General features: G+C 69.0%; 20 protein-coding genes and 1 pseudogene. All 21 read right to left on the bottom strand.

The annotated features are described in order from the left end of the window. Position 1: 1 nt before the first annotated feature. Positions 2 to 265 carry a DUF1289 domain-containing protein gene (locus tag E1J61_RS33495; RefSeq protein WP_133098126.1) on the bottom strand — a complete coding sequence of 88 codons (264 nt, stop codon included), beginning with the start codon at positions 263 to 265 and terminating at the stop codon, positions 2 to 4. Continuing rightward, on the bottom strand, positions 258 to 692 hold the full coding sequence (locus tag E1J61_RS33490) for a thioesterase family protein (protein ID WP_133098125.1): 435 nt from the start codon (positions 690 to 692) through the stop codon (positions 258 to 260). Before E1J61_RS33490 ends, E1J61_RS33495 begins: the two co-directional genes overlap by 8 nt. Then, a complete protein-coding gene (locus tag E1J61_RS33485; protein ID WP_029047310.1) occupies positions 689 to 1,189 on the bottom strand; it encodes a YbaK/EbsC family protein in 501 nt (166 codons plus the stop codon). The genes E1J61_RS33490 and E1J61_RS33485 overlap by 4 nt, the downstream gene beginning before the upstream one ends. 21 nt (positions 1,190 to 1,210) lie before the next feature. Beyond that, positions 1,211 to 2,146, bottom strand: coding sequence for a hydroxymethylglutaryl-CoA lyase (locus E1J61_RS33480; protein WP_133098124.1), 936 nt, complete (start codon positions 2,144 to 2,146; stop codon positions 1,211 to 1,213). A 56-nt stretch (positions 2,147 to 2,202) separates the two neighbouring features. Next, on the bottom strand, positions 2,203 to 3,144 hold the full coding sequence (locus tag E1J61_RS33475) for a glyoxylate/hydroxypyruvate reductase A (RefSeq protein WP_133098123.1): 942 nt from the start codon (positions 3,142 to 3,144) through the stop codon (positions 2,203 to 2,205). 149 nt (positions 3,145 to 3,293) lie between these two features. Next, positions 3,294 to 4,811 carry a biotin/lipoyl-containing protein gene (locus E1J61_RS33470; RefSeq protein WP_243737086.1) on the bottom strand — a complete coding sequence of 506 codons (1,518 nt, stop codon included), beginning with the start codon at positions 4,809 to 4,811 and terminating at the stop codon, positions 3,294 to 3,296. A gap of 37 nt (positions 4,812 to 4,848) precedes the next feature. Beyond that, positions 4,849 to 5,421 (bottom strand): annotated as a pseudogene (locus E1J61_RS33465) (DNA polymerase Y family protein); the annotation flags it as partial. Further along, complete coding sequence (gene imuA / locus E1J61_RS33460; protein ID WP_133098201.1) at positions 5,354 to 6,247, bottom strand: translesion DNA synthesis-associated protein ImuA; 894 nt, start codon at positions 6,245 to 6,247, stop codon at positions 5,354 to 5,356. The pseudogene E1J61_RS33465 and the gene imuA, both read right to left, overlap by 68 nt. A gap of 225 nt (positions 6,248 to 6,472) precedes the next feature. Further along, positions 6,473 to 6,904 carry a PaaI family thioesterase gene (locus E1J61_RS33455; protein WP_240745773.1) on the bottom strand — a complete coding sequence of 144 codons (432 nt, stop codon included), beginning with the start codon at positions 6,902 to 6,904 and terminating at the stop codon, positions 6,473 to 6,475. A gap of 139 nt (positions 6,905 to 7,043) precedes the next feature. Beyond that, entirely contained in the window at positions 7,044 to 9,188 is a 2,145-nt protein-coding gene (locus tag E1J61_RS33450) for a PQQ-dependent dehydrogenase, methanol/ethanol family (RefSeq protein ID WP_243737085.1), read from the bottom strand. 200 nt (positions 9,189 to 9,388) lie between these two features. Further along, positions 9,389 to 10,807, bottom strand: coding sequence for an aldehyde dehydrogenase family protein (locus E1J61_RS33440; RefSeq protein ID WP_133098122.1), 1,419 nt, complete (start codon positions 10,805 to 10,807; stop codon positions 9,389 to 9,391). 247 nt (positions 10,808 to 11,054) lie between these two features. Next, positions 11,055 to 12,944 (bottom strand): sigma-54-dependent Fis family transcriptional regulator, encoded by a 1,890-nt coding sequence (locus tag E1J61_RS33435; protein WP_133098121.1) that lies wholly within the window; start codon positions 12,942 to 12,944, stop codon positions 11,055 to 11,057. Positions 12,945 to 13,213: 269 nt separating this feature from the next. Then, positions 13,214 to 14,083: a hydroxymethylglutaryl-CoA lyase gene (locus E1J61_RS33430; protein WP_133098120.1), complete on the bottom strand. Its 870-nt coding sequence runs from the start codon at positions 14,081 to 14,083 to the stop codon at positions 13,214 to 13,216. A gap of 22 nt (positions 14,084 to 14,105) precedes the next feature. Further along, positions 14,106 to 16,121 (bottom strand): acetyl/propionyl/methylcrotonyl-CoA carboxylase subunit alpha, encoded by a 2,016-nt coding sequence (locus E1J61_RS33425; protein WP_133098119.1) that lies wholly within the window; start codon positions 16,119 to 16,121, stop codon positions 14,106 to 14,108. 110 nt (positions 16,122 to 16,231) lie between these two features. After that, entirely contained in the window at positions 16,232 to 17,254 is a 1,023-nt protein-coding gene (gene bioB / locus E1J61_RS33420) for a biotin synthase BioB (RefSeq protein ID WP_133098118.1), read from the bottom strand. A 23-nt stretch (positions 17,255 to 17,277) separates the two neighbouring features. Continuing rightward, on the bottom strand, positions 17,278 to 18,015 hold the full coding sequence (gene bioD, locus E1J61_RS33415) for a dethiobiotin synthase (RefSeq protein ID WP_133098117.1): 738 nt from the start codon (positions 18,013 to 18,015) through the stop codon (positions 17,278 to 17,280). After that, on the bottom strand, positions 18,012 to 19,226 hold the full coding sequence (gene bioF, locus E1J61_RS33410; protein WP_133098116.1) for an 8-amino-7-oxononanoate synthase: 1,215 nt from the start codon (positions 19,224 to 19,226) through the stop codon (positions 18,012 to 18,014). Before bioF ends, bioD begins: the two co-directional genes overlap by 4 nt. After that, positions 19,216 to 20,622 carry an adenosylmethionine--8-amino-7-oxononanoate transaminase gene (gene bioA, locus E1J61_RS33405; protein ID WP_133098115.1) on the bottom strand — a complete coding sequence of 469 codons (1,407 nt, stop codon included), beginning with the start codon at positions 20,620 to 20,622 and terminating at the stop codon, positions 19,216 to 19,218. The genes bioF and bioA overlap by 11 nt, the downstream gene beginning before the upstream one ends. Before the next feature lie 326 nt (positions 20,623 to 20,948). Further along, positions 20,949 to 21,737, bottom strand: a complete 789-nt coding sequence (locus tag E1J61_RS33400; RefSeq protein ID WP_133098114.1) for an enoyl-CoA hydratase/isomerase family protein — start codon at positions 21,735 to 21,737, stop codon at positions 20,949 to 20,951. Positions 21,738 to 21,781: 44 nt separating this feature from the next. Further along, positions 21,782 to 22,672, bottom strand: coding sequence for a dienelactone hydrolase family protein (locus tag E1J61_RS33395; protein ID WP_133098113.1), 891 nt, complete (start codon positions 22,670 to 22,672; stop codon positions 21,782 to 21,784). Positions 22,673 to 22,752: 80 nt separating this feature from the next. Further along, the coding region (locus E1J61_RS33390; RefSeq protein WP_305791069.1) for a carboxyl transferase domain-containing protein at positions 22,753 to 23,671 on the bottom strand (919 nt) is incomplete at its 5' end.

The raw sequence follows: 23,671 nt of genomic DNA, 5'->3' as shown, positions 1-23,671 counted from the left end.
CTCAAGGGGGTGTCTCCTCGCCCGCCAGCCAGGCGGCGCGCCGGGGCAGTTGCGCCCAGATGCGGCGCTTGTCTTCGTCGCTGGCCGATGACCAGCCGGCGATCTCTTCGATGGTGCGCAGGCAGCCCTCGCAGTAGCCGCTGGCGGCGTCCATGCGGCAGACGTTGCGGCACGGCGAGGGCACCGGCGATTCCAGCCGGGCGGCCTGCGCGGCAAGCTCCGCGGCCAATGCCGCAAGCGTGGCTGCCGCGCGCGCTTCAGGCATGTTTGTGCTGCCGCGCCGCCTTGGCCGCCACCTTCTCGTTGAAGCGGCCCGCGTCGATCATGTGGCGCTCGTGCACGCCCTCGGAAATCTTGTCCTCGCCATCCCAGGCGCTCAGTTCGAAGCGCAGGCGGCGGCCGTCCACCTCGACCAGCTGGCCCTTGACCGTCACCGTCATGCCCGGCGGCGTCGGCGCCAGGTGCGAGAAGCTGACCAGCGTGCCGAGCGACTGCTCGCGCGGCCAGTCCAGGTGCTTGCGCAGCATCTGCAGGCAGGCGCATTCCATGATGCCGACCAGGTAGCCGGTGGCCAGCACGTCGGGCATCTCCGGGCAGCAGGGAATATCGTCGTACAGGCGCGGCACGGTGGCCTTGGGCGGCACCGTGTATTGCCAGCTGAAGGTCAGCCCCGGACGTAGCTCGGGGCTCATGCCGGCGCTCCGGCGGCCACGTCGGCAACCTCCGCGCCGGTCATCTGCTGCAGCTGCTGCGGCGTCAGGTTGAACACCGCATGCGGATGGCCGGCGGCGGCCCACAGGCTGTCGTAGCGGAACAGGTCCTGGTCGAGCAGCATCACCGGCGCGACCGCATGGCCGATCGGGCAGACGCCGCCGATGGCATAGCCGGTCTTCTCGCGCACGAAGCGCGCATCGGCCTTGCCCAGCGCACCAACGCGGGCGGCCACCTTGGCCTCGTCGACGCGGTTGCTGCCGCTGGCGATCACGAGCACCGGCGCATCGTCCTCGACGCGGCGGAAGATGATCGACTTGGCGATCTCCGCCACGCTGCAGCCCAGCCCCGCCGCGGCTTCGGCGGAGGTCTTGCCGGTGGCGGGCAGCATCACCACCGGGCGGTCGTGGCCGAGTCCGGCCAGCAGGTCCGCCACGCGCTGCGCGGATTCGGGCAGCGCTTCGTTACTTGCCGTCATGGGTTCTCCTTGTTTCTGGACTCAGGCGCAGGCCGGCGCCGCATCGCTGGCGGCGGCCCACTTGGTCAGCAGCGCCCGGCCCACGCGCGAGCTGTTGGCGCGGCCGATCGCCTGCGAGATGTAGTCGCCGGTGCGCACCACCGCTTCCAGGTCGATGCCGGTATGGATGCCCATGCCGTGCAGCATGTACAGCACGTCTTCGGTGGCCACGTTGCCGGTCGCGCCCTTGGCATACGGGCAGCCGCCCAGCCCGGCGACCGAGGCGTGGAAGATCGCGATGCCCACTTCCAGGCTGGCCAGGATATTGGACAGCGCCTGGCCGTAGGTATCGTGGAAATGCCCCGAGAGCCGGTCCAGCGCGAACTCCGCGGCGGCGGCGCGCATCACTTCCTGCACGCGCACCGGCGTGCCCACGCCGATGGTGTCGGCGATATCGATCTCGTCGCAGCCCAGCTCGCGCATGCGGCGCACCACGTCGACCACGGCGCTGACCGGGACCTCGCCCTGGTACGGGCAGCCCAGCGCGCACGAGATGCTGCCGCGCAGGCGCACGCCCTTCTCTTTTGCCGCGGCGGCGACCGGTTCGAAGCGCCGGATCGACTCGGCGATCGAGCAGTTGATGTTCTTCTGCGAGAACGCCTCGCTGGCGGCGCCGAAGATCACCACCTCGTCGGCGCCGGCGGCAATGGCGCCCTCGAAGCCCTTCATGTTCGGCGTCAGCACCGAGTACAGCGTGCCGGGCCGGCGCTGGATGCGGGCCATCACATCCGCGCCATCGGCCATCTGCGGCACCCACTTGGGCGAGACGAACGAGGCGGCCTCGATATTGACGAAGCCGGCGTCGGTCAGCTGGTTGACCAGCGCGACCTTGACGTCGGTCGGCACCATGGCCTTTTCATTCTGCAGGCCGTCGCGCGGGCCGACTTCGACGATCTTCACGTAGTTCGGGATGGTCATGGCCGTCTCCTGTCTGTTCTTCGCTGTCTGTTCTTCGTTGTGGGGTGCCGCGGCGCTCAGTACCCGCGCTGCAGGTCGACCACGCCGGCAATCGGCTGGCCCGCGCGCAGCGCGCGGATCTTGCCGGCGATCTGGGCGATGCTGTCCTCGCGCAGGGTCAGCGCCGAAATATGGGGCGTCACCGTGATGCGCGGCTCCTGCCAGAACGGATGATCCGCCGGCAGCGGCTCGGTGCGGAACACGTCGAGCGTGGCGCCCGCAACCTGGCCCGACTGCACTGCGGCCAGCAGGTCTTCCTCGACCAGGTGCTGGCCACGCGCCACGTTGATCACATAGGCGCCCTGCGCCAGCCGCGCGAACAGGCCGGTGTTCAGGATGCTCTCGGTTTGCGGGGTCAGCGGCAGCACATTGACCAGCACGCGCAGGCCGTCCAGGAACGGCGCCTGGCCCGCATCGCCATAGAAGCCGCTGACGCCTTCGATCGCGCGCGCGGTGCGGCTCCAGCCGCGCACCGGGAAGCCGAAGCTGGCCAGCGTGCGGGCGATATGGGTGCCGAGCGTGCCCACGCCCATCACGCCGATGGTGAAGTCGGCGCGGCGATGCGGCTTGAGGAATTTCCAGTTGCCGGCGCGTTCCTGCGCCTCGTAGGCGTCGAGCTTGCGGAAATAGCGCAGCACGGCGGCGGTGACGTACTCGGCCATCTGCGCGGCCATGCCGGCATCGTCCAGCCGCACGATCGGCACGCCTGCGGGCAGCGCATCGGGTGCCTCGTCGCGCAGCCGCAGGATGCCGTCGACGCCGGCGCCGAGGTTGAAGACCGCCTTCAGGTCGGTGCGGCCGCGCAGCATTTCCACCGGCGGGCGCCAGACCACGGCGTAGTCGGCTGGCTCGCCGCGGCTGCCCTCCCAGGTCACGCATTCGGCTTCGGGCAGGGCTTCGGCAAAGCCTTCGACCCACGGCTCATAGCGGCCGTCGGGGACGTACAACTGCAACTTCATCTTGTCTCCAGGGGATATTGCGGGGCGCGCATCGACTGTCATTCCCGCGCAGGCGGGAACGACGGGTGAGCAGATACCCAGAAGGCTATTTTGGCAGAGGAATGCGATCCGGGTCAGGCTTCGGGCCGGACCCGGACCGTACGCGCCCCTTACTTGCCCTCGAACGCCAGCAGCTGCGCCCCTTCGGCCACCTGCTCGCCGACACCATAGAGCACTTCGCTGACCACGCCGTCGGCCGGCGCGCTGATGGTGTGCTCCATCTTCATTGCTTCCATCACCAGCAGCGGCGTGCCGCGCGTGACCGTGCTGCCGGCCTCGACCATCACCGCGATGACCTTGCCCGGCATCGGCGCGGTCAGCTTGCCGCCCTCGCCTTCGGCCTCGCCGGCGTGGGCCAGCGGGTCGAGCCACGCCAGCGCGACATGCCGCCCGCCATAGAACACATGGAAGGTCTCGCGGTCGCAGTGCACCTGCCCATGCGCACGGCGGGTGCCGAGGTTGACGCGCAGGTCGTCGGCCTGGCAGGTGCTGGCGAAGGGCGCGGCCTGGTCGGCATAGATCAGCGTGCTGCCGCGCGCATTGGTGTTCAGCGTCACGTCGAGCACATGGTCGCCGTAGCCGAAGCGCAGCTGGCGCGAAACGCCGCCATTGAGCCGCCATGCCCCGCCGTGGGTCCACGGCGAGTGCGGATCGGCGGCATCGATGCGCAGTTCGCGCGCCTCGCGGTCCAGCAGCGCGGCGACCGCCAGCGCGATGATCTCCATGCCGACCGGGGCCGGCGGCGGGAACAGGGTCTTCTCGTTGCGATCGATCAGCCCCGTGTCCAGATCAGCAGTGCGGAACGCTTCGGACTTGACCAGCCGCTGCAGGAAGGCCACGTTGGTCGACAGTCCGACCACGTGATACGCCGCCAGCGCCTGCCGCATCCGCGCCAGCGCCTCGTCCCGGTCCTTGCCCCAGACGATCAGCTTGGCGATCATCGGGTCGTAGTACGGGCTGATGGTGTCGCCCTCGCGCACGCCGGCATCGATGCGGATGCCGGCCGGGCCATGGGCGTCCTCGCCGCGCATGAACTGCACCGCAGGCGGCGTGCGCAGGAAGCGCAGCGTGCCGGTGGACGGCAGGAACTGCTTGTCGGGGTTCTCGGCGTAGATGCGCGCCTCCAGCGCGTGGCCGTCGATGCGCAGTTGCTGCTGCGTCAGCGGCAGCGGCTCGCCGGCGGCGACGCGCAGTTGCCATTCGACCAGGTCCTGCCCGGTGATCATCTCGGTGACCGGATGCTCGACCTGCAGGCGCGTGTTCATCTCCATGAAGTAGAAGGAGCCGTCCTGGTTGGCGATGAACTCTACCGTGCCGGCGCCGACATAGCCCACCGCCTTGGCGGCGGCCACGGCGGCCTCGCCCATAGCGCGGCGGCGCTCCTCGGTCATGCCCGGCGCGGGCGCCTCTTCCAGCACCTTCTGGTGCCGGCGCTGCACCGAACAGTCGCGCTCGAACAGGTAGACGCAGTTGCCGTGGGTGTCGGCAAATACCTGGATCTCGATATGGCGCGGGCGCGTCAGGTACTTCTCCACCAGCACCTTGTCGTCGCCGAAGCTGGCGCTGGCCTCGCGCTTGACCGACGCCAGCGCGGCCTCGAAGCCCTCACCCGCCTCGACCACGCGCATGCCCTTGCCGCCGCCGCCCGCGCTGGCCTTGAGCAGTCAGCCGGTGCAGCCGCGCCATGCCCACCGCCCGGCGCGCGGGCCGCACCACGCCGCGGCGGGTGCGCCGCAGCGGCTGGCGCGCCAGCCAGGCGGCGCCGTGCGCGGTCGGGCCGCTGCCCACCTGGGCAATGGTGCCGAGCTGGCGCACGCAGGCGCGCACCGCGCGGCACAGCGCGCGGTGGCCGCCAAAGAGGCGCAGGCTGGCGGTGACGTCGAGCATCACGGTGGCCGCTTCCGGCTCCTCGTCGAAGGTCACGGCCGGCGTGAAGCGCAGCAGCGCCAGCGCCACCGTTTCCATTAGCGCCTCTTCCGCGACCGGGTCGCGCTCCAGCTGCACGATGTCCGCCGACAGCGCCTGCACGCCGCCGCGGCGCATGCCGTAGCGCACGCCCAGCTGCATCGCGGGACCGTTGGCCAGCACCACCTGCTCCTGCGCCATCACTGCTACCGGCAGCGCATGGTGCAGCGTGCCGGTGACGGAGGATGGGCTGGAGGCAGCCGGCTCAGGCCAGTTGGGCTGCAGTGCGTCCAGGGGCAGGCGCGGCAGGTGCACCGCGATCCAGTACGGCATCGGTAGAAGACTGAGAAGACGAAGACACAACGGAAGGCGCGGCGGCCGGGGCGCCGGCGGGCACGGGCCAGGCGGCCGTGCGCGTGGCTGCCTCCATCCCGCCCAGGCGCAGCAGCAACGGCGTATCGCGCACCGGCCCGCGTCGCTTGTGGAAGGTGATCGACAGCACATTGCCAGGCTGCGGCGCCAGCAGCAGGCGCAGCACCGCCGGCGACGACTCGCGCAGCGCCGCGGCCGGGCGCAGCGCCCACACCACCGCGTCGCCGGCCTGGGCCAGCACCTGCAGCCGGCGCAGCGCCTCGGGCCGGGCCGCGGGCAGCCACACCAGCACGCCGCCGAAGGCCTGGCTGCGCAGCACCTGCTCGGCCGCCCACAGCATGTCGGCCTGCTGCGCAGCCTTGGCCGCGCCGGCTGGCGGGCGCAGCCAGTACAGCTGGCGCGCCGGCAGGCCGGCCGCGGCCAGGCCCATGGCATTGGGCAAGCAAGGCGGCGCCACCAGCGCGATGCGGCGCCCTGCCCCGGCCAGCACGCGCAGCGCCGGCAGCAGCAGGCGCAGTTCGCCCGCGCCCCCCTGCGTGGTCAGCAGTTCGGTCAGTCCGCCCGCCGGCCAGCCGCCGCCCGGCAGTTCGGCCGAGAGCGCGTCATACCCGGTCGGGCACACCGCGGCGCTGCCGGCACGGCCAAGCTGGCCGGCGCGCCACAGGCCGGGATAGCGCTGCTCGAGCGCCAAAAGCGCCTGCTGCCGGGTAGCGTGGGCTGCCGGGGCTGCCGGGGCTGCGGACCTGGCCGGCGTCGGCGCAGGGAAAAGAACGCCCTCCGCCGCCATGGGCGGGGCTGCGTACGATTGCGCAGGCATGTGAAGTCGGTGTCGCTCGCGGGAAGCGAGGAAATAGGATATTTACGATAACTGTATATTTATACAGTATCGAGGCAAGCGCAAGGGGTAGACGCGCGAAGGATGCCAGGGTGGTGCGCGGAGCACCGGAGGAACGGATCGGGCGGACGGGCTCCGCCTCCGAAGAAGAGAAAGGGGCGCGAACGCCCCGTGGGCCTACTTCAGGTATTTCATCGTGGCAACGCCGGTCGCCACCAGCAACTCCTGGTCAAGCCAGACCTCGGCACGCGAAAAGAAAATCGAGCGCCCGCGCCGATCGACGGTGCCCTTGGCCGTCAACACACTGCCCGTGCCGTTGCTCAGGAAGTTGGAAGTCAGCGACAGCGTCACCGCATGCCGCGCCGCCTCGCCCGGCGCCGAGAACAGGCCGGCATAGCCGGTGGCGGCGTCCAGCAGCGTGCAGATCGTGCCGCCATGGACCACGCGGCTGCGGTTCAGCATGCTGGACGTGACCGGCAGTTCAAGCTCCACGTAATCGGGGCGCCACTGCGTGATGCGGACACCGATGCTTTCGAGGGCGGGATTGTCGAGAGAGAAACCGCCGCCGGCGCCACCCTCCATCACGATTTCCGTTGCTTGGATTTTCATTTCACTGCTCACCACGGCTAAATTTGTCCAGGCGGTATTTCCTCGCGATTCGCGGCCCCAAACAATTCCGATTTGGCGAACAGCCACTTTGGCGTGCACGAAGCGCGCGGGCCAGTGCCGGCCCGCGCGCGCACTTCCGTCAGGGCTTCTTCGGCCGCACCGCGTCGGCGGTGCCCTGGATAAATGCCTGGATCTTGACCACGTCCTCCGCCGTCAGCTTGCCGGTGAAATCCGGCATGCCCTTCTGCACGAACGGCCCGTTGAACAGGATCTTGTCCAGGTGCTCGATCATCGGCGCGCCGACATAGGCCAGGTTGGGAATATTGCCGCCCTTGTCGACACCCGGCACGCCATGGCAGAAGACGCAGTTGTTGACGTAGAGCTTCTGCCCGTTGGCGACCTTGGCCGGGTCGTATTTCACCCCGCTCAGCAGCGGCGCCATCGCGTAGGGCGCCGACTCGGGCATCGGCTTCTTGCCGTTGAGCACAAAGGTGTAGACCCGTCCCGGCGCCTGCCTGTCGCTGCCGCGCTGGCTCAGGCCATACACGCCGCCCCAGCCCACCGCCACCGACACATACTGCTTGCCGTCGAGCAGGTAGGTCACCGGCGCCGCCACCACGCCGGAGCCGGTCGGCGCCTGCCACAGCTTCTCGCCGGTGCCGGCGTGATACGCCACCAGCCGCCCGTCCGCCGTGCCCTGGAACACCAGGTTGCCGGCGGTCGCGAGCGTGCCGCCGTTCCACGGGCCGGCATGGTCCTGGTGCCATACCGCCTTCTGCGCCAGCGGGTCCCACGCGATCAGCCGCCCCATCGGCTTGCTCCTGGGGGGCTCGGCATTGACCAGCATGCCCAGGTTCCAGCCCACGCCGCGATGCGCCTCGGGAGAGTCCTTCTGGTTGTGGGCCCACTCCTTGTTGTCGGCCAGCGTCAGCGGCACGTGCTGCGCCGGGATAAAGGCCAGCCCCAGCTTCGGGTGGAACGACATCGAATGCCAGTTGTGCGCGCCGAACGGCCCCGGCACGATATCCGCCGGCTTGCCCGAAGTGTCCGACTGCGGCGTCTCGATCGGCCGGCCGTCCTTGTCATAGCCCGAGGCCCAGTTGACGTCGACGAAGTTCTTGGCCGAGATGAACTTGCCATTGGTCCGGTCGATCACGAAGAAGAAGCCGTTCTTGGGCGCGTGCAGGATCACCTTGCGCGGCTGGCCGTCGATCTTCAGGTCGGCCAGGATGATGTCCTGCGTCGAGGTGTAGTCCCAGTTGTCGCCCGGGGTTTCCTGGTAGTGCCAGACGTATTCGCCAGTGTCCGGGTTCAGCGCCACCACGGAGGCCGCGTAGAGGTTGTCGCCGCCCTTCGGGCTGCGCAGCTTGCGGCTCCACGGGCCGGCGTTGCCGGTGCCGATGTACATCAGGTTCAGGCCGGGGTCGAACGCCATGGTGTTCCAGACCGTGCCGCCGCCACCGTTGACCCAGTACTTGCCGCTGGGGTCCCAGGTGGCCGCGGCCTTTGCCATGGCTTCGTTCTCGAAGGGCCTGGCGGGGTCGCCCGGAACCGTGTACCAGCGCCATTGCTGCTTGCCGGTCTCGGCATCGTAGGCGGTGATGTAGCCGCGCACGCCGTACTCTGCGCCGCCGTTGCCGATGATCACCTTGCCCTTGTAGACGCGCGGCGCGCCGGTGATCGTATAGGACTTGCTGCGATCGACGATGGTGTCCTGCTCCCACACCTTCTTGCCGGTGGCGGCATCGATCGCCACCAGCCGGCCGTCGAACGCGCCGACGAAGACCTTGCCCTGGTACAGCGCCACGCCGCGATTGACCACGTCGCAGCAGCCCTTGTAGGCCTGGTCGCGCGGTACCTGCGGGTCGTAGGTCCACAGGCGCTTGCCGGTGCGCGCGTCGATGGCATGCACCACGCTCCACGGTGCGGAGACGTACATCACGCCATCGACCACCAGCGGCGTCGCCTCCACGCCGCGCGTCGATTCCAGGTCGTAGGACCAGGCCAGCCCCAGGTCCTTGACGTTGCCCGCGTTGACCTGCTCGAGCTTGCTGAAGCGGGTCTCGGCGTAATCCAGGCCGTAGCTGGGCCAGTTCGGCGTGCCGGCCTCGTTGGCGCGGATCGCGGCGCCGTCCACGCGCGCGGCGGCGTTCGCCGGCTTGTGCGCCTTTTTTGCCGGGCGGGGAGCGGCGTTGCCTTCGGCGCCGAATGCCATCGGCGCCGGCAGCGCCACGCTGGCCGCGGCCACCATGCTCACCAGCAGGCGTTGCTTGTTGCTATGCATCTTGGTCTCCTCTGTCTTCTTAATTGATTTGGCGTGTCAGAACACCGACCTCCATGAAGCGCCCATAGCGAACAATGCCTACGTCCGAATCCAGGTTGCCGCCGGCGACGCCGTTGCCACCCGCATAGACGCGGTCGCGCTGCGCGACTTCCGGTTTTCTTCTTGCCTGTGTCGCCCGCCGCGCAGCGGGCGTGGCCGCGTCAGCAGGCCTGCGCGCGCGCGATATTGATCACGCTCAGTTGCGCATACTCGGCCAGCCCTTCCGGCCCGAATTCCACGCCGACGCCGGACTCCTTGGCGCCCACCAGCGGGATGTGCGGGCCGAAATGCAGGTGGTGGTTGACCCATGCCGTACCCACGTCGAGACGCCACGCCACCCCATAGGCGCGCTCTTCGTCGCTGGACCACACCGAGCCACCCAGCCCATACGGCGTACCGTTGGCGCGCGCCACGGCTTCGTCGATGCTGTCGAACTTCAGCACCGGCAGGATCGGCGCGAACTGCTCCTCGGTCACCAGCTCGCTCTGGTCGGTCAGGTCGCGCACGATGGTCGGGGCGACGAAGTAGCCATCGCCCTTGAGCAAGGCGCCACCCGCCAGGATCTTGCCGTCGCGGCGCGCGCTGGCCAGGAAGCGGCCGGCCTTGTCGTACTGCATGGCGTTCTGCAGCGGGCCCATCGTGACGCCGGCTTCCGCGCCATTGCCTACCACCGTGCGCCCGGCCAGGTCGGCCAGCGCGTCGCACAGCGCGTCATGGACCGAGGCATGCACGTACAGCCGCTTCAGCGCCAGGCATACCTGCCCGCAGTTGTAGAAAGCGCTGCCGAAGATCTTCGGCGCGATTTCCGCCACGTCGGCATCGTCGAGCACGATGGCCGCGTCGTTGCCGCCCAGTTCCAGCGTGATGCGCTTCAGCCCCGGGCCGGCGCTTGCCATCACCTTCTTGCCGGTCGCGGTCGAGCCCGTGAACGAGACCTTGGCCACGTCGGGGTGCGAGGTCAGGTAGCTGCCCAGGTCATTGGCATCGGTGATGATGTTGACCACGCCCGGCGGCAGCAGGTCGGACAGGATCGCCCCGAGCTGCAGCGTTGCCACCGGCGTGGTCGGCGCGGGCTTGAGCACCACGGTATTGCCCATCAGCAGCGCCGGCGCGAGCTTGTAGGCAGCGATCAGCACCGGGAAATTCCATGCCGCGATGGCGGCCACCACACCCAGCGGCTTGTGGTGCAGCTCGATGCGGTGGGTGGCGTCGTCCTGCACCAGCGATACCGGCAGCTCCAGCCCGGCGATATGGCGCACGAAGGCTTCGGCGAACTGCAGTTCCTGACGCGCCTCGGCCAGCGGCTTGCCCTGCTCCAGCACCAGCGTGGCGGCCAGGTCCTCCGCGTTGCCGTGCAGCGCATCGGCGAAGCGCAGCAGCAGCGCGCGCCGCTGCGGCAGTTCCAGCGCGGCCCAGCCCGGCTGCGCGGCCTTGGCGGCGGCGACCGCCGCAGCAGCCTCGCGCTCGGTGGCGCGCGACACCGTGGTGAACACCTTGCCGGTGGCGGGGTTGACCACGTCGAGCGTGGCGCTGCCCTGCACGATTTTTCCGTTGATCAGCAGTCCTGCATTGCCGTGCATCGCTTGTCTCCTCATGTTGTTCCCTGGTTGGAATGCGATGCCCTGCAACGCAAGCGGCGTGCCTGCCGCACAAATCGCGCACCTGCGCTTGTCTTGCGCCAGTTGCGCATGGCAGCGTGGTTGCGACGCTGCCCCTGTGTGTCGCAATCTGATCCAATGTCTCGATACAGGCAAGACACGCCATCAAGGAAAAACCCCCGCCGCCACGGCGTGGCGGGCGGGGGTCATGAGGGATCGGCGGACCGGTCTAGCGGATCTTGGCGCGCGCCATCTTGCGGTACAGCGTTGCGCGCGAGATGCCGAGCGCGCGCGCGGCTTCGGAGCGGTTGCCGCTGAGCTCGTCGAGGGTGCGCTGGATCAGCGCGTCCTGCGCCTGCGCCAGCAGCATCGGCTGGCCCGCCGCGGGCAGGATGTCAGTCACTGCCACGCGCGTTGCCCCATCCAGCCAGCTTTCGTCCAGGTGCTCGCGCCGGATTTCCTCGCTGAGGCCAGACAGCGCCACCGCAGTGCGCAGCACCTGGTGCAGCTCGCGCACATTGCCGGGCCAGGCATGCGACATCAGCAGCGCCATCACATCGGCATCGAGCGCCTTGCGCCGGCCGCGCGCCAGCGTCTGCAGCATCGCCGCGATCAGCTCGGGCAGGTCGGTGCGGTCGCGCAGCGCCGGAACGCGGATCGCCATGCCGTTGATGCGGAAATACAGGTCTTCACGGAAGGCGCCCTGCCGCACCAGTTCCGGCAGGCTGCGGTGCGTGGCGCAGATTACCGACAGGTCGACCGGGATCGGCTTGGCCGCGCCGACGCGCGTGACGCAGCGCTCCTGCAGCACGCTCAGCAGCCGGGTCTGCAGTGCCAGCGGCATGTCGCCGATCTCGTCGAGGAACAGCGTGCCATGGTTGGCCTGCTCGATCTTGCCCGCGCTGCCGCCGCGGCGGCTGCCGGTAAAGGCGCCGTCGGCATAGCCGAACAGCTCGGCTTCGGCCAGCCCTTCGGGAATAGCCGAGCAGTTGATCGAGACAAAATTGCCGTCCGGCCGGCTGGCCTCATGCAGCGCGCGCGCCAGCATGGTCTTGCCGGTGCCGGTCTCGCCCAGCAGGATCACCGGCACCTGCGCGCCGACCGCCATGCTGGCCTTGTCGAAGGCGCGCGCCAGCGTGGCATCGGCAATGAGGTGGCCGGCCAGCGGACCGGCGTCCTCGGCGCGTGGCGTGGCGCCACGGGAACGCGCACGTTGGGTTTCGCTCGCCGAGACATGCAGGCGCGCGCCGGCGACCGTGCGCACGACGCTTTGCACCGCGCCTCCGGGGCCATGCATGCCTTCGGCAAAGACGCTGCCGAGATCGATCGCGCCGATCTCGGCGCTGCCGAGCCGCAGCATGTCGCGGGCGGTATGGTTTGCCGCCACGATCACGCCGTCGGCGGACACCGCCACGATGCCTTCCGCCGGCGTATGCAGCATGCGGCGGTCGTGGTGCAGGCGCACGATGCAGCAACCGGGCAGCCGCTCAAAGGTGCGATTGCCGATCGACGTGGCCGCCGCGCGCACATGGTTGATCGCGTAGGCCGGCAAGTCGACGCCGAAGCCGGTGATATCGAGCACGCCGATCAGGCGGTCATGGCAGTCATAGATCGGCGCGGCCGCGCAGACCACGTCGACCAGTTCGTGCAGGAAATGCTCGCCGCGACGGATTTCGACGGCACTGCCGCCCTCCGCCAGCAGGCACCCTGGCGCATTGGTGCCGATGCCGGTCTCGCAAATGCGCCGGCCATGCTGCAGTGGCGACGGCCCGCCAGGCCCAGCGCCAAGGCGCCCGTGGGAGGACACGATCACGCCCGCGGCATTGGTGCACAGCACGATCCATTGCTGCGACGGAAAGGCGCCGGCCAGCACCTCCATGTCGGCGCCGGCCAGTTCGATCAGCGTGCGGTTCTCTTCTTCGCTGCGGCGGACTTCGCTGTGCGTGATCACATCCGAAAACAGCATGCGCTGCTCGGGACGCACGCCCGCGCGCGCGGCTCGCTGCCATGAGCGCACGATCAGGTCGGACACGACGCCGGCGGGCACATCCTTGCCATCGAGGAAGTCCCGCCGCGCGACGTTGGCATCGCAAAGCAGGCTTGTCGGTGCGGGGGGCATTGCCTTGTCTCCAGTGGTCGGCGTCGCGCGGTGCCGCGAGGAAGCGGTCTGCGGCGATGCCGGTGGCCAGCCTGGCCGTCGTTGCGGCCGGGTCATCTATGCGCGCCGCGCGGTGCTGCAGTGGTGGCGGCGGCGCGAACTGGAGAGGTACTTTAAGAGAGCCCCCGGGCGAATTCAAGCGTTGTGAGGCAGGTTTGCGGCGGGTGTCTCAGGATGAGGCGGGAGGTGTCTCAATATGAGACAAGCGTTCCGCCTCAAGAGCGCTTGCGTTACTGCAGCACCGGCTTGCCGATGGCCCTGGAGATCATTCCGGCAGCGGCAATGACCTTGTCCAGATCTACCCCGGTCTCCATCCCCAGGCTCGACAGGCGCTGCAGCAAAGCCTCGGTCGCCACATTACCGGTCGCGCCCTTCGCATACGGGCACCCGCCAAGCCCGGCGACAGAAGCATGGAAAATGCGGATGCCCACCTCCAGGCTCGCCTCGACATTGGCCAGCGCATGCCCATACGTATCGTGGAAATGCCCGGATAGCTGCGCCAGCGGGAATTCCGTGGCCGCGGCCAGCATCACGGCCTTCACCTTGTCTGGCGTGCCCACACCGATGGTGTCGGCGATATCGATCTCGTCGCAGCCCAGCTCTCGCATGCGCCGGACCACGTCGACCACGGCATCGACCGGCACCTCGCCCTGGTAAGGACAACCCAGTGCGCACGACACGCTGGCGCGAAGCCGCACGCCCTTCGCCTTGGCGGCCGCGGCCACGGGCTCGAAGCGCGCCATCGACTCGGCGATCGAGCAGTTGATGTTCTTCTGCGAGAACGCCTCGCTGGCCGCGCCGAAGATCACGACCTCGTCGGCGCCTGCTGCAAGCGCGCCTTCCAGGCCCTTCATGTTCGGCGTCAGCGCGGAGTAGATGGTGCCGGGGCGCCGCCTGATCGCGGCCATGACCTGCGCTCCGTCAGCCATCTGCGGCACCCACTTCGGCGAGACGAACGATGCCACTTCGATATTGGGAAAGCCCGCGTCGGTGAGCTGGTCGATCAACGCCACCTTGGTCTCGGTGGGGATCAGATTCTTCTCGTTCTGCAGGCCGTCGCGCGGGCCGACTTCAACGACCTTGACCTTGTCCGCATGCATCTGCCGGATCTCCGTAAAAGTATCAGGTACCGAACGCCAGCAACTGGGCGCCTTCGGTGACCTGCTCGCCAACACCGTAGAGCACTTCGCTGACCACGCCGTCGGCCGGCGCGCTGATGGTGTGTTCCATCTTCATTGCTTCCATCACCAGCAGCGGCGTGCCGCGCGTGACCGTGCTGCCCGCCTCGACCATCACGGCGATGACCTTGCCCGGCATCGGCGCGGTCAGCTTGCCGCCCTCGCCTTCGGCCTCGCCGGCGTGGGACAGCGGATCGATCCAGCCCAGCAGCACCTGGCGGCCCGCGGAGAACACGTGGAAGTCGTCCGCCTCAGCATGAACATGTCCATGCACGCGGCGCGTGCCGAGGTCGATTCGGATATCGTCGGCCTTGCATACCGCGGAGAACGGCACGGACTGTCCGGCGAAGGCCAGCGTGCTGCCGCGCGCATTGACCTGCAGCGTCACGTCGAGCACCTGGTCGCCATAGCCGAAGCGCAGTTGCCGCGACGCGCCGCTGTTGAGCCGCCAGGCGCCGCCGTGAGTCCATGGCGAATGCCGGTCGGCAGCGTCGATGCGGCGCTCGCGCGTTTCGCGGTCCAGCAGTGCGGCGACCGCCAGCGCGATAATCTCCATGCCGACCGGGGCCGGCGGCGGGAACAGGGTCTTCTCGTTGCGATCGATCAGCCCCGTGTCCAGATCAGCAGTGCGGAACGCTTCGGACTTGACCAGCCGCTGCAGGAACGCCACGTTGGTCGACAGTCCGACCACGTGATACGCCGCCAGCGCCTGCCGCATCCGCGCCAGCGCCTCGTCCCGGTCCTTGCCCCAGACGATCAGCTTGGCGATCATCGGGTCGTAGTACGGGCTGATGGTGTCGCCCTCGCGCACGCCGGCATCGATGCGGATGCCCGCCGGGCCATGGGCGTCCTCGCCGCGCATGAACTGCACCGCCGGCGGCGTGCGCAGGAAGCGCAGCGTGCCGGTGGAGGGCAGGAACTGCTTGTCGGGGTTCTCGGCGTAGATGCGCGCCTCCAGCGCGTGGCCGTCGATGCGCAGTTGCTGCTGCGTCAGCGGCAGCGGCTCGCCGGCGGCGACGCGCAGTTGCCATTCGACCAGGTCCTGTCCGGTGATCATCTCGGTGACCGGATGCTCGACCTGCAGGCGCGTGTTCATCTCCATGAAGTAGAAAGAGCCGTCCTGGTTGGCGATGAACTCTACCGTGCCGGCGCCGACATAGCCCACCGCCTTGGCGGCGGCCACGGCGGCCTCGCCCATAGCGCGGCGGCGCTCCTGGGTCATGCCCGGCGCGGGCGCCTCTTCCAGCACCTTCTGATGCCGGCGCTGCACCGAACAGTCGCGCTCGAACAGGTAGACGCAGTTGCCGTGGGTGTCGGCAAATACCTGGATCTCGATATGGCGCGGGCGCGTCAGGTACTTCTCGACCAGCACCTTGTCGTCGCCGAAGCTGGCGCTGGCCTCGCGCTTGACCGACGCCAGCGCGGCCTCGAAGCCATCGCCCGACTCGACCACGCGCATGCCCTTGCCGCCGCCGCCCGCGCTGGCCTTGAGCAGCACCGGGTAGCCGATGCGGTCGGCCTCGCGGCGCAGCAGCGCCGGGTCCTGGTCTTCGCCGTGGTAGCCGGGCACCAGCGGCACCGAGGCCTTTTCCATCAGCTGCTTGGCCGCGCTCTTGCTGCCCATCGCGTGGATCGCGGAGGCCGGCGGGCCGATAAAGACCAGCCCCGCCGCGGCGCAGGCCTCGGCGAAGGCTTCGTTCTCGGACAGGAAGCCGTAGCCCGGGTGGATCGCCTGGGCGCCGGTCTCCTTCGCCATCTCGATGATGTGGTCGGCGCGCAGGTAGCTGTCGCGCGCGGCGGCGCCGCCGATATGGACGGCCTCGTCGCAGAAGGCGACGTGGCGGGCATCGGCGTCGGCATCCGAGTACACCGCGACGGTGCGGATGCCGAGCCGGCGGCAGGTAGCGGCCACGCGGCAGGCGATCTCGCCGCGGTTGGCAATCAGGATCTTGCTGAACATGGCTCCCTCCTTGTTATGCCGTTATCGGCATCTTACGGCGGGGAGGTGTCCAATGGGTTAATTCCGCGTCGCTATCTCACGTAACCTTGCCGCGAGACCATCCCGCTCAACTACCCCGCGTAACCCTCCGCGCGGATGTCGAGCCGGGCCAGCAGGGCGCGGTCGCGATCTGCCTGCGGGTTGCCGGTGGTCAGCAGCTTTTCGCCGTAGAAGATGGAATTGGCGCCGGCCATGAAGCACAGCGCCTGCAGCGCCTCGTCCATGGCTTCCCGGCCGGCCGACAGGCGCACCATCGCTCCGGGCATGGTGATGCGGGCCACCGCGATGGTGCGGACGAATTCGAACGGGTCCAGCGCCTCGGTGCCGGCCAGCGGCGTGCCTTCGACCTGGACCAGGTTGTTAATGGGCACCGACTCCGGGTACGGGTCCATGTTGGCCAGCTGCGCGATCAGGCCGGCGCGCGCCTCGCGCGATTCGCCCATGCCGACGATGCCGCCGCAGCAGACGTTGATGCCGGCGTCGCGCACATGGCCGATGGTGTCGAGCCGGTCCTGGTAGGTGCGCGTGGTGATGATCTTGCCGTAGAACTCGGGCGAGGTATCCAGGTTGTGGTTGTAGTAGTCCAGCCCGGCTTCCTTTAGCTGCTGCGCCTGCTCGGCCTTGAGCATGCCCAGCGTGACGCAGGTCTCCAGGCCCATCGCCTTGACCTCGCGCACCATGTCCATCACCGGCTCGAGGTGGCGGTCCTTGGGGCTGCGCCAGGCGGCGCCCATGCAGAAACGCGTGGCGCCGTTGGCCTTGGCGGCGCGCGCGGCGTCGAGCACCTCGTCCAGCGCCATCAGTTTCTCGGCCTTGACGCCGGCGTCGTGGTGCGCGCTTTGCGGGCAGTAGCCGCAATCCTCTTCGCAGCCGCCGGTCTTGATCGACAGCAGAGTCGAGAGCTGCACGGTGTTGGCGTCGAAATTCTCGCGATGCACCTGCTGGGCGCGGAACAGCAAGTCGTTGAACGGCAGCGCGAACAGCGCGGCAACGTCGTCGACGCGCCATTTGGCGTCGTCGGGCAATGCATGCTGGCGGGCAGTCTGGCGCAGCGATTCGGCGGAGATGGTGGTAACGGTGTGGGCTTGGGTCATGTTGTTTTCAGTCGGATTGTGGTTCAGGCGGCGAGGCCGGCGGCCTCGGCCCGGGATCTGGCGGTGGCGGCGAACAGCGGCGCGAGGTCGAGGCGCCCTGCTGAGGCGGCGGGGTCGAGTTGCCACGGCAGCTCGCCCAGGCACGGCGCGTCCAGCGATGCATGCAGCGTGGCGATGTTCTCGTCGGCCAGCAGCAGGTCGGGGTCGACCCGGTTGGCGATCCAGCCGGCCAGCACCAGGCCGCGCGCGCGGATCGCTTCGGCGGTCAGCACGGCGTGGTTGAGGCAGCCGAGGCGGATGCCGACCACCATCACCACCGGCAGGCCCAGCATCACGGCCAGGTCGGCGGTGCTCCAGCGCACCGCGCCGGCATCCAGCGGGACGTGGAAGCCGCCCACGCCCTCCACCACCACAGCGTCGGCCTGCCGGCGCAGCGCGTCGAAGGCAGCGCGGATCGGCGCGCGGGTGATGCGCACCCCTTCCCGCGCCGCGGCCAGATGCGGCGAGCACGGTGTGCGCAGCAGGAACGGGCAGGTATGGCCGAGCGGCACCGTCACCGAACTGGCGGCGCGCAGCTGCGCCACGTCGTCGTTGTGCCAGTGGCCATCGCGCCATTCGCTGCCGCTGGCGACGGGCTTCATGCCCGCGCTGCGGTAGCCGGCGCCCTTCAACGCATGCAGCAGCGTGGCGCTGGCGTGGGTCTTGCCGACGCCGGTATCAGTACCGGTGACGAAGCAGGCGAAATTGCGCGGCGCGGTCATGCAGCCTCCTTGCGCGGCATCGCCTCGGACAGCGCGTCGAGCAGCCGTTGCACATCGGCCTCGTCGTGCGCGGCGCACAGCGTGATGCGCAGCCGCGCGGTGCCTTCCGGCACGGTCGGCGGCCGGATCGCGCCGACGCGGATGCCGCCGGTTTCCAGCGCCGCCGACAGCGCCAGCGACGCGGCGTTATCGCCGATGATCAGCGGCTGGATCGCGGTCTGGCTCTCGCCCAGCGACCAACCCGCGCTGGCCGCCAGCCGCGCCAGGCCTTCGCGCAGCAGCGCGATGCAGCGCGCCAGTTGCGCGCGGCGTTGCCGGCCTTCCTCGCCTTCGATGATCGCCAGGCTGGCCAGCAGCGCATGCGCTACCGCCGGCGGCGCGGCCGTGGTGTAGATGTATGGCCGCGCGGTGTTGACCAGGTGCTCGATCACGGTCTCGTGCGCGGCGACGAACGCGCCCGCCACGCCGGCGGCCTTGCCGAGCGTGCCGATGTAGATAAAGCGCTCGGACGACAGCCCCAGCGCTTCCAGCACGCCGTGGCCCTGCTCGCCCAGCACGCCGAAGCCATGCGCGTCATCGACGATGATCCACGCGTCGTAGCGCTCCGCCAGTGCCAGCAGCTCGCGCAGCGGCGCGACGTTGCCGTCCATGCTGAACACGCTGTCGGTGACGATCAGCTTGCGCTCGCTGGTGCTCGCCGCCAGCAGCGCTTCCAGCGCGACGGTGTCGCAATGCGGGTAGCGCTGCACGTCGGCGCGCGCCAGCCGGGCGCCGTCGATCAGCGAGGCATGGTTGAGCGATTCGCAGAACAGCGTCGCGCCCGCCGTGCCCAGCGCGGTCAGCACCGCCATGTTGGCCATGTAGCCGGTGCAGAAATACAGCGTCTGCGCATGCGGGATTTGCGGCGCGAACCAGCGTGCCAGTTCCTCCTCCAGCTGCGCATGCGCCAGCGAATGGCCGCTGACCAGGTGCGAAGCGCCGCTGCCGGCGCCGTAGCGGTGCGCGCCTTCCGCCAGCGCGGCGATCACCTCCGGGTGGTTGGCCAGTCCGAGGTAATCGTTGCTGCAGAAAGTCAGCAGCGGCTGTGGCTGCGCATCGGCGGCACCCACGGCCTGGTGCGGCGCGCACGCGGTATGGGCGATGCGGCGGCGGCGCGTCAGCGCCAGTTGCTGGCGCTGTGCGGCGGCCTGTTTCAGTTGTTCAAGCAGCATGGCGGACCTCCGCGCCGGTGGTGACATCGTCGAGCGTGGCCAGCAATTGCTGGCCCAGCCAGCTTGCCTGCGCGGCATCGAAGACATAGGGCGGCAGCACGTACAGCGTGTTGCCGATGGGGCGCACCAGCAGCTCGCGCGCGCGCGCGGCATGGTGGAAGCGCGATGAGAAATCGGCGCCGGCCACGTCGTCGCGCACATCGGCGGCCCAGACCAGGCCGCGCTGGCGCACGTGCTGCAGGCGCGCGTCGGCGGCCAGCGGCGCCATCGCGTCGGCCAGCCAGCGGGCGCGCTCGCGGTTCTGACCGATCACGTTGTCCTGCTCAAACAGGTCGAGCGTGGCCAGCGCGGCGCGGCAGGCCAGCGGGTTGCCGGTGTATGAGTGCGAATGCAGGAAGCTGCGCGCCAGTTCGTCGGCAACAAAGGCGCGCTGGATTTCCGGGCGCGACAGCACCAGCGACAGCGGCAGGTAGCCGCCGCTGATGCCCTTGGACAGGCACAGGAAATCGGGCCACGCATGCGCGGGCAGCGGCGTCTCGGCCGCGGCTTCGCCGCGCGACTGCTCCCATGCGAAGAAGGTCCCGGTGCGGCCGCAGCCGACCGCGATCTCGTCGGCGATCAGGTGGATCCGGTAGCGATCGCACAGCGCGCGCGCGCCGTCGAGGTAGGACGGGTCATGCATCGCCATGCCGGCGGCGCCCTGCACCAGCGGCTCGACGATCAGCGCGGCGATCTGGCCGGCGCGCTCGCGCAGCAGCGTTTCCAGCTCCGCCAGCGCGCGCGCGGCCACGTCGGCGGCCGATTCGCCGCGCAAGGCCTGGCGCGCGTCGGGCGACATCACCACGTGGGCGCGGCGGATCAGCGGGTCGTAGGCGTCGCGGAAGATCTCCACGTCGGTCACCGCGAGCGCGCCCACGGTCTCGCCGTGGTAGCCGTTGCGCAGGCAGACGAACTCCCGCTTGGCCGGCAGTCCGGTGTTGCGCCAGTAGTGGAAGCTCATCTTCAGCGCGATCTCGACCGCCGAGGCGCCATCCGAGGCGTAGAACACATTGCCGAGCGCGCCGCCGCTCAGCGCGGACAGGCGCTCGGCCAGCTCCACCGCGGGGGCATGCGTGCAGCCGGCGAGCATCACATGCTCGAGCGTCTCCAGCTGGCTCGCCAGCGCGGCGTTGATGCGCGGGTTGGCGTGGCCGAACAGGTTGACCCACCACGAGCTGGTGGCGTCGAAATAGCGGCGGCTGTCGGCATCGAACAGCCACGGGCCTTCGCCGCGCACGATCGCCAGCGGCAGGGCGTCGTCATCGGGGCGCAGGCGGGTGCAGGGGTGCCAGACCGCGTTGCGGCTGCGCTGGCCCAGCGACTGCGCGCCGCCTGGGGAAAGGGACAGGTGATCCAAGGTAGCCCTCCTTTGTTGACCGCCCGGGTGTCTGGCGCTGCCGGCTGGACCGGGTACGCGACGTTGGCGGACGGGTTGGGAGGGTCATGTTAGGGATGTCTCCTTGGGGTTGGCAATGTTGCCGAATTTCTTGATTTGGGGGTGGTTTAACAGGAATTAGAGGATGTTATCGGGATGAAGCACCAGTCTTGCGCTTAGCGTGCCGCGATCTCCACGCAAAATTCGGCGAGCTTTTTTTCGGAGCTGCAAGCTTCCGGTGTGCTGCAACGTGGCTCCCCTCTCCCGCACGCGGGAGAGGGGCGCAAACACTCGGTTGGATTAAAGCCTCAGGCCGGCCGCCACGACGGCGACCGCTTTTCCAGGAACGACCGCACCCCTTCCTTCCCTTCCTCCGACGCGCGGATCTTCGCGATCCGGTCAGCCGTATCCGCCAGCAGGTCGTCATCGATCATCCGCCCCGCGATTTCCTGCACCAGGCGCTTGCTCTCGCGCACGGCGTTCGGGCTGTTGCCGACCAGCGCGGCCGCCAGCTCGGCCACCTTGGCGTCGAGCGCTTCGGCCGGAACCACCGCGTGCACGAAGCCGAGCCGCAGCGCCTCGGCCGAGTCGAAGCGCTCGGCGGTGATGAAGTAGCGGCGCGCCGCCTGCTCGCCCATGGCGCGGATCACGTAGGGGCTGATGGTGGCGGGCAGCAGCCCCAGGCGCGCCTCGGACAGGCAGAAATGCGCGTGCTCGGCGGCGACCGCGATATCGCACGCGGCAACCAGCCCCATGCCGCCGGCATAGGTGTCGCCCTGGATGCGCGCGATCACCGGGCGCGGGCACGACCACACCGTATGCAGCATCTGCGCCAGCGTCAGCGCATCGGCACGGTTCTGGTCATCGGAGTAGCCGGCCATCTTCTTCATCCAGTTCAGGTCGGCGCCTGCGCAGAAGGCCGGGCCATTGCCGGCCAGCACGATGGCGCGCACCTCGTCCATGTCGCCGAGCGCGCGGAAGGCGCCGGTGACTTCGGCGATCACGGTCTCGTTGAAGGCATTGCGCACGTCGGGCCGGTTCAGCGTCACGGTGGCGACGTGGTTGGCGATATTGACGGTGAGGGTGGTGAATTCCATGGTTCGCTCCGTTGGCGGATGTCTGAATGATTGGCGGATGCGGCTCAGGAGCCGGTCTCGAACGGCAGGCCGAGCGAGTGGAAAAATGCGGCGACCTCGGGCAGCCACAGCGGGATGCCTTCGCGCGCGCTGAACAGCCGGTGCGAGTCGTTGCCGAAGTCGCCCACGTCGACCAGCCAGGCCCTGGCCGCTTCTCCCTTGGCCTGCGCCTTGTATGCGTTGAACATGCGGCCGGGCAATGGCACCGGCCAGTAGCTGTCATTGTCGCCGTACACCCACAGCGACGGGTAGCGCGCGGAGCTGCCATAGCTCGCGAAGGCGTCGACCAGCCGGTCTTCCCAGTCCGCGCAATTCAGGTTGCGCAGCCCGCCGGCAAAGTTGACCACGCCACGCACGCCGGGATAGCCGATGGTGCTGAAGGCCATCGTGGTCAGCCCGCCGTGCGATTGCCCGATCACCACGATGCGCTCCATGTCGATATAGGGCAGCGTGGCCATGTAGTCGAGCGCGGCCACCACGTCGTCGGCCTGCATCATGCCGTTGGCCTCGATGTCGCAGCTGCCGCCCACGTAGGCGCCGCCCGAGCGCGCAAAACCCTGCCGCATCGGCAGCACCACCGCGTAGCCGCGGCGCAGGAACTCGGCGCTCTGCGCCGCGAAGCGCGCGCGCCCCTGCATGAAAGGCCGGCCCGGCGCCTTGCCGTGGTTGATCACCACCAGCGGGAACGGCCCTTCTCCCGGCGGCTTGAACACCGTCGCTTCCAGGTCGATGCGCGACGGTATCGCGGCCTTGGGCAGCATCACCACCTGCTCGGTGAAACGCATGCGCGGCGTGGCCTGCCCGGTGCCGGCCCCGGTCTGCGCCGGCGCCGGCAGCGCCGGCAGCAAGGCCAGCACCGTGGCAAGGCAGGAAAGCAGACGGGTCACGCAACGCATGGAAGTAGCAGCCAAAAAACCGATGAAACCGATGAAGCCATGAAACCAGTAAAGCAGACAGCGACGATGCCGTGACGGCGCTACATACGGAACACGCCGAATTTCATGTCTTCGATCGGCGCGTTCAGGCTGGCCGACAGGCCCAGCCCCAGCACCGTGCGCGTCTGCGCGGGATCGATCACGCCGTCGTCCCACAGCCGCGCGCTGGCGTAGTACGGGTGGCCCTGGTGCTCGTACTGGTCGCGGATCGGCTGCTTGAACGCATCCTCTTCTTCCGCGCTCCACTTGCCGCCTTTCGCTTCGATACCATCGCGGCGCACCGTCGCCAGCACGCTCGCCGCCTGCTCGCCGCCCATCACCGAGATGCGCGCGTTCGGCCACATCCACAGGAAGCGCGGCGAATAGGCACGCCCGCACATGCCGTAGTTGCCGGCCCCGAACGAGCCGCCGATGATCACCGTGAACTTGGGCACCTGCGCCGTCGCCACCGCGGTCACCATCTTGGCGCCATTGCGGGCGATGCCTTCGTTCTCGTACTTGCGCCCCACCATGAAGCCGGTGATGTTCTGCAGGAACACCAGCGGGATCTTGCGCTGGCAGCACAGCTCGATAAAGTGCGCGCCCTTCAGCGCCGACTCCGAGAACAGGATGCCGTTGTTGGCGACGATGCCGACCGGGTAGCCCCAGATGCGCGCAAAGCCGCACACCAGCGTGGTGCCGTAGCGCGCCTTGAATTCGTCGAACTCGGAGCCGTCGACGATGCGCGCGATTACCTCGCGCACGTCATAGGGCTTGCGCGTGTCGGTGGGGATCACGCCATACAGTTCTTCCACCGGGTACAGCGGCTCGACCGGCTCGTGCAGGCGGATCTGGTCCGGCTTGCGGCGGTTCAGGTGCTGCACGATATTGCGCGCCAGGCTCAGCGCGTGGTGGTCGTTCTGCGCGAAGTAGTCGGCCACGCCGGACAGGCGCGTATGCACGTCGGCGCCGCCCAGGTCC

It is taken from the genome of Cupriavidus sp. L7L (assembly GCF_004353535.1).
GTDB lineage: Bacteria > Pseudomonadota > Gammaproteobacteria > Burkholderiales > Burkholderiaceae > Cupriavidus > Cupriavidus oxalaticus_A.
The sequence above is the reverse complement of the archived record's forward strand: the minus strand, read 5'-3'. Positions and strand labels throughout refer to the sequence as shown.

Bases quoted from the DNA above. Each gene is read 5' to 3' on its own strand.
- E1J61_RS33495 (WP_133098126.1), bottom strand. From the start codon at position 265: ATGCCTGAAGCGCGCGCGGCAGCCACGCTTGCGGCATTGGCCGCGGAG.
- E1J61_RS33490 (WP_133098125.1), bottom strand. From the start codon at position 692: ATGAGCCCCGAGCTACGTCCGGGGCTGACCTTCAGCTGGCAATACACG.
- E1J61_RS33485 (WP_029047310.1), bottom strand. From the start codon at position 1,189: ATGACGGCAAGTAACGAAGCGCTGCCCGAATCCGCGCAGCGCGTGGCG.
- E1J61_RS33480 (WP_133098124.1), bottom strand. From the start codon at position 2,146: ATGACCATCCCGAACTACGTGAAGATCGTCGAAGTCGGCCCGCGCGAC.
- E1J61_RS33475 (WP_133098123.1), bottom strand. From the start codon at position 3,144: ATGAAGTTGCAGTTGTACGTCCCCGACGGCCGCTATGAGCCGTGGGTC.
- E1J61_RS33470 (WP_243737086.1), bottom strand. From the start codon at position 4,811: ATGCGCGTGGTCGAGGCGGGTGAGGGCTTCGAGGCCGCGCTGGCGTCG.
- imuA (WP_133098201.1), bottom strand. From the start codon at position 6,247: ATGGCGGCGGAGGGCGTTCTTTTCCCTGCGCCGACGCCGGCCAGGTCC.
- E1J61_RS33455 (WP_240745773.1), bottom strand. From the start codon at position 6,904: ATGAAAATCCAAGCAACGGAAATCGTGATGGAGGGTGGCGCCGGCGGC.
- E1J61_RS33450 (WP_243737085.1), bottom strand. From the start codon at position 9,188: ATGCATAGCAACAAGCAACGCCTGCTGGTGAGCATGGTGGCCGCGGCC.
- E1J61_RS33440 (WP_133098122.1), bottom strand. From the start codon at position 10,807: ATGCACGGCAATGCAGGACTGCTGATCAACGGAAAAATCGTGCAGGGC.
- E1J61_RS33435 (WP_133098121.1), bottom strand. From the start codon at position 12,944: ATGCCCCCCGCACCGACAAGCCTGCTTTGCGATGCCAACGTCGCGCGG.
- E1J61_RS33430 (WP_133098120.1), bottom strand. From the start codon at position 14,083: ATGCATGCGGACAAGGTCAAGGTCGTTGAAGTCGGCCCGCGCGACGGC.
- E1J61_RS33425 (WP_133098119.1), bottom strand. From the start codon at position 16,121: ATGTTCAGCAAGATCCTGATTGCCAACCGCGGCGAGATCGCCTGCCGC.
- bioB (WP_133098118.1), bottom strand. From the start codon at position 17,254: ATGACCCAAGCCCACACCGTTACCACCATCTCCGCCGAATCGCTGCGC.
- bioD (WP_133098117.1), bottom strand. From the start codon at position 18,015: ATGACCGCGCCGCGCAATTTCGCCTGCTTCGTCACCGGTACTGATACC.
- bioF (WP_133098116.1), bottom strand. From the start codon at position 19,226: ATGCTGCTTGAACAACTGAAACAGGCCGCCGCACAGCGCCAGCAACTG.
- E1J61_RS33400 (WP_133098114.1), bottom strand. From the start codon at position 21,737: ATGGAATTCACCACCCTCACCGTCAATATCGCCAACCACGTCGCCACC.
- E1J61_RS33395 (WP_133098113.1), bottom strand. From the start codon at position 22,672: ATGCGTTGCGTGACCCGTCTGCTTTCCTGCCTTGCCACGGTGCTGGCC.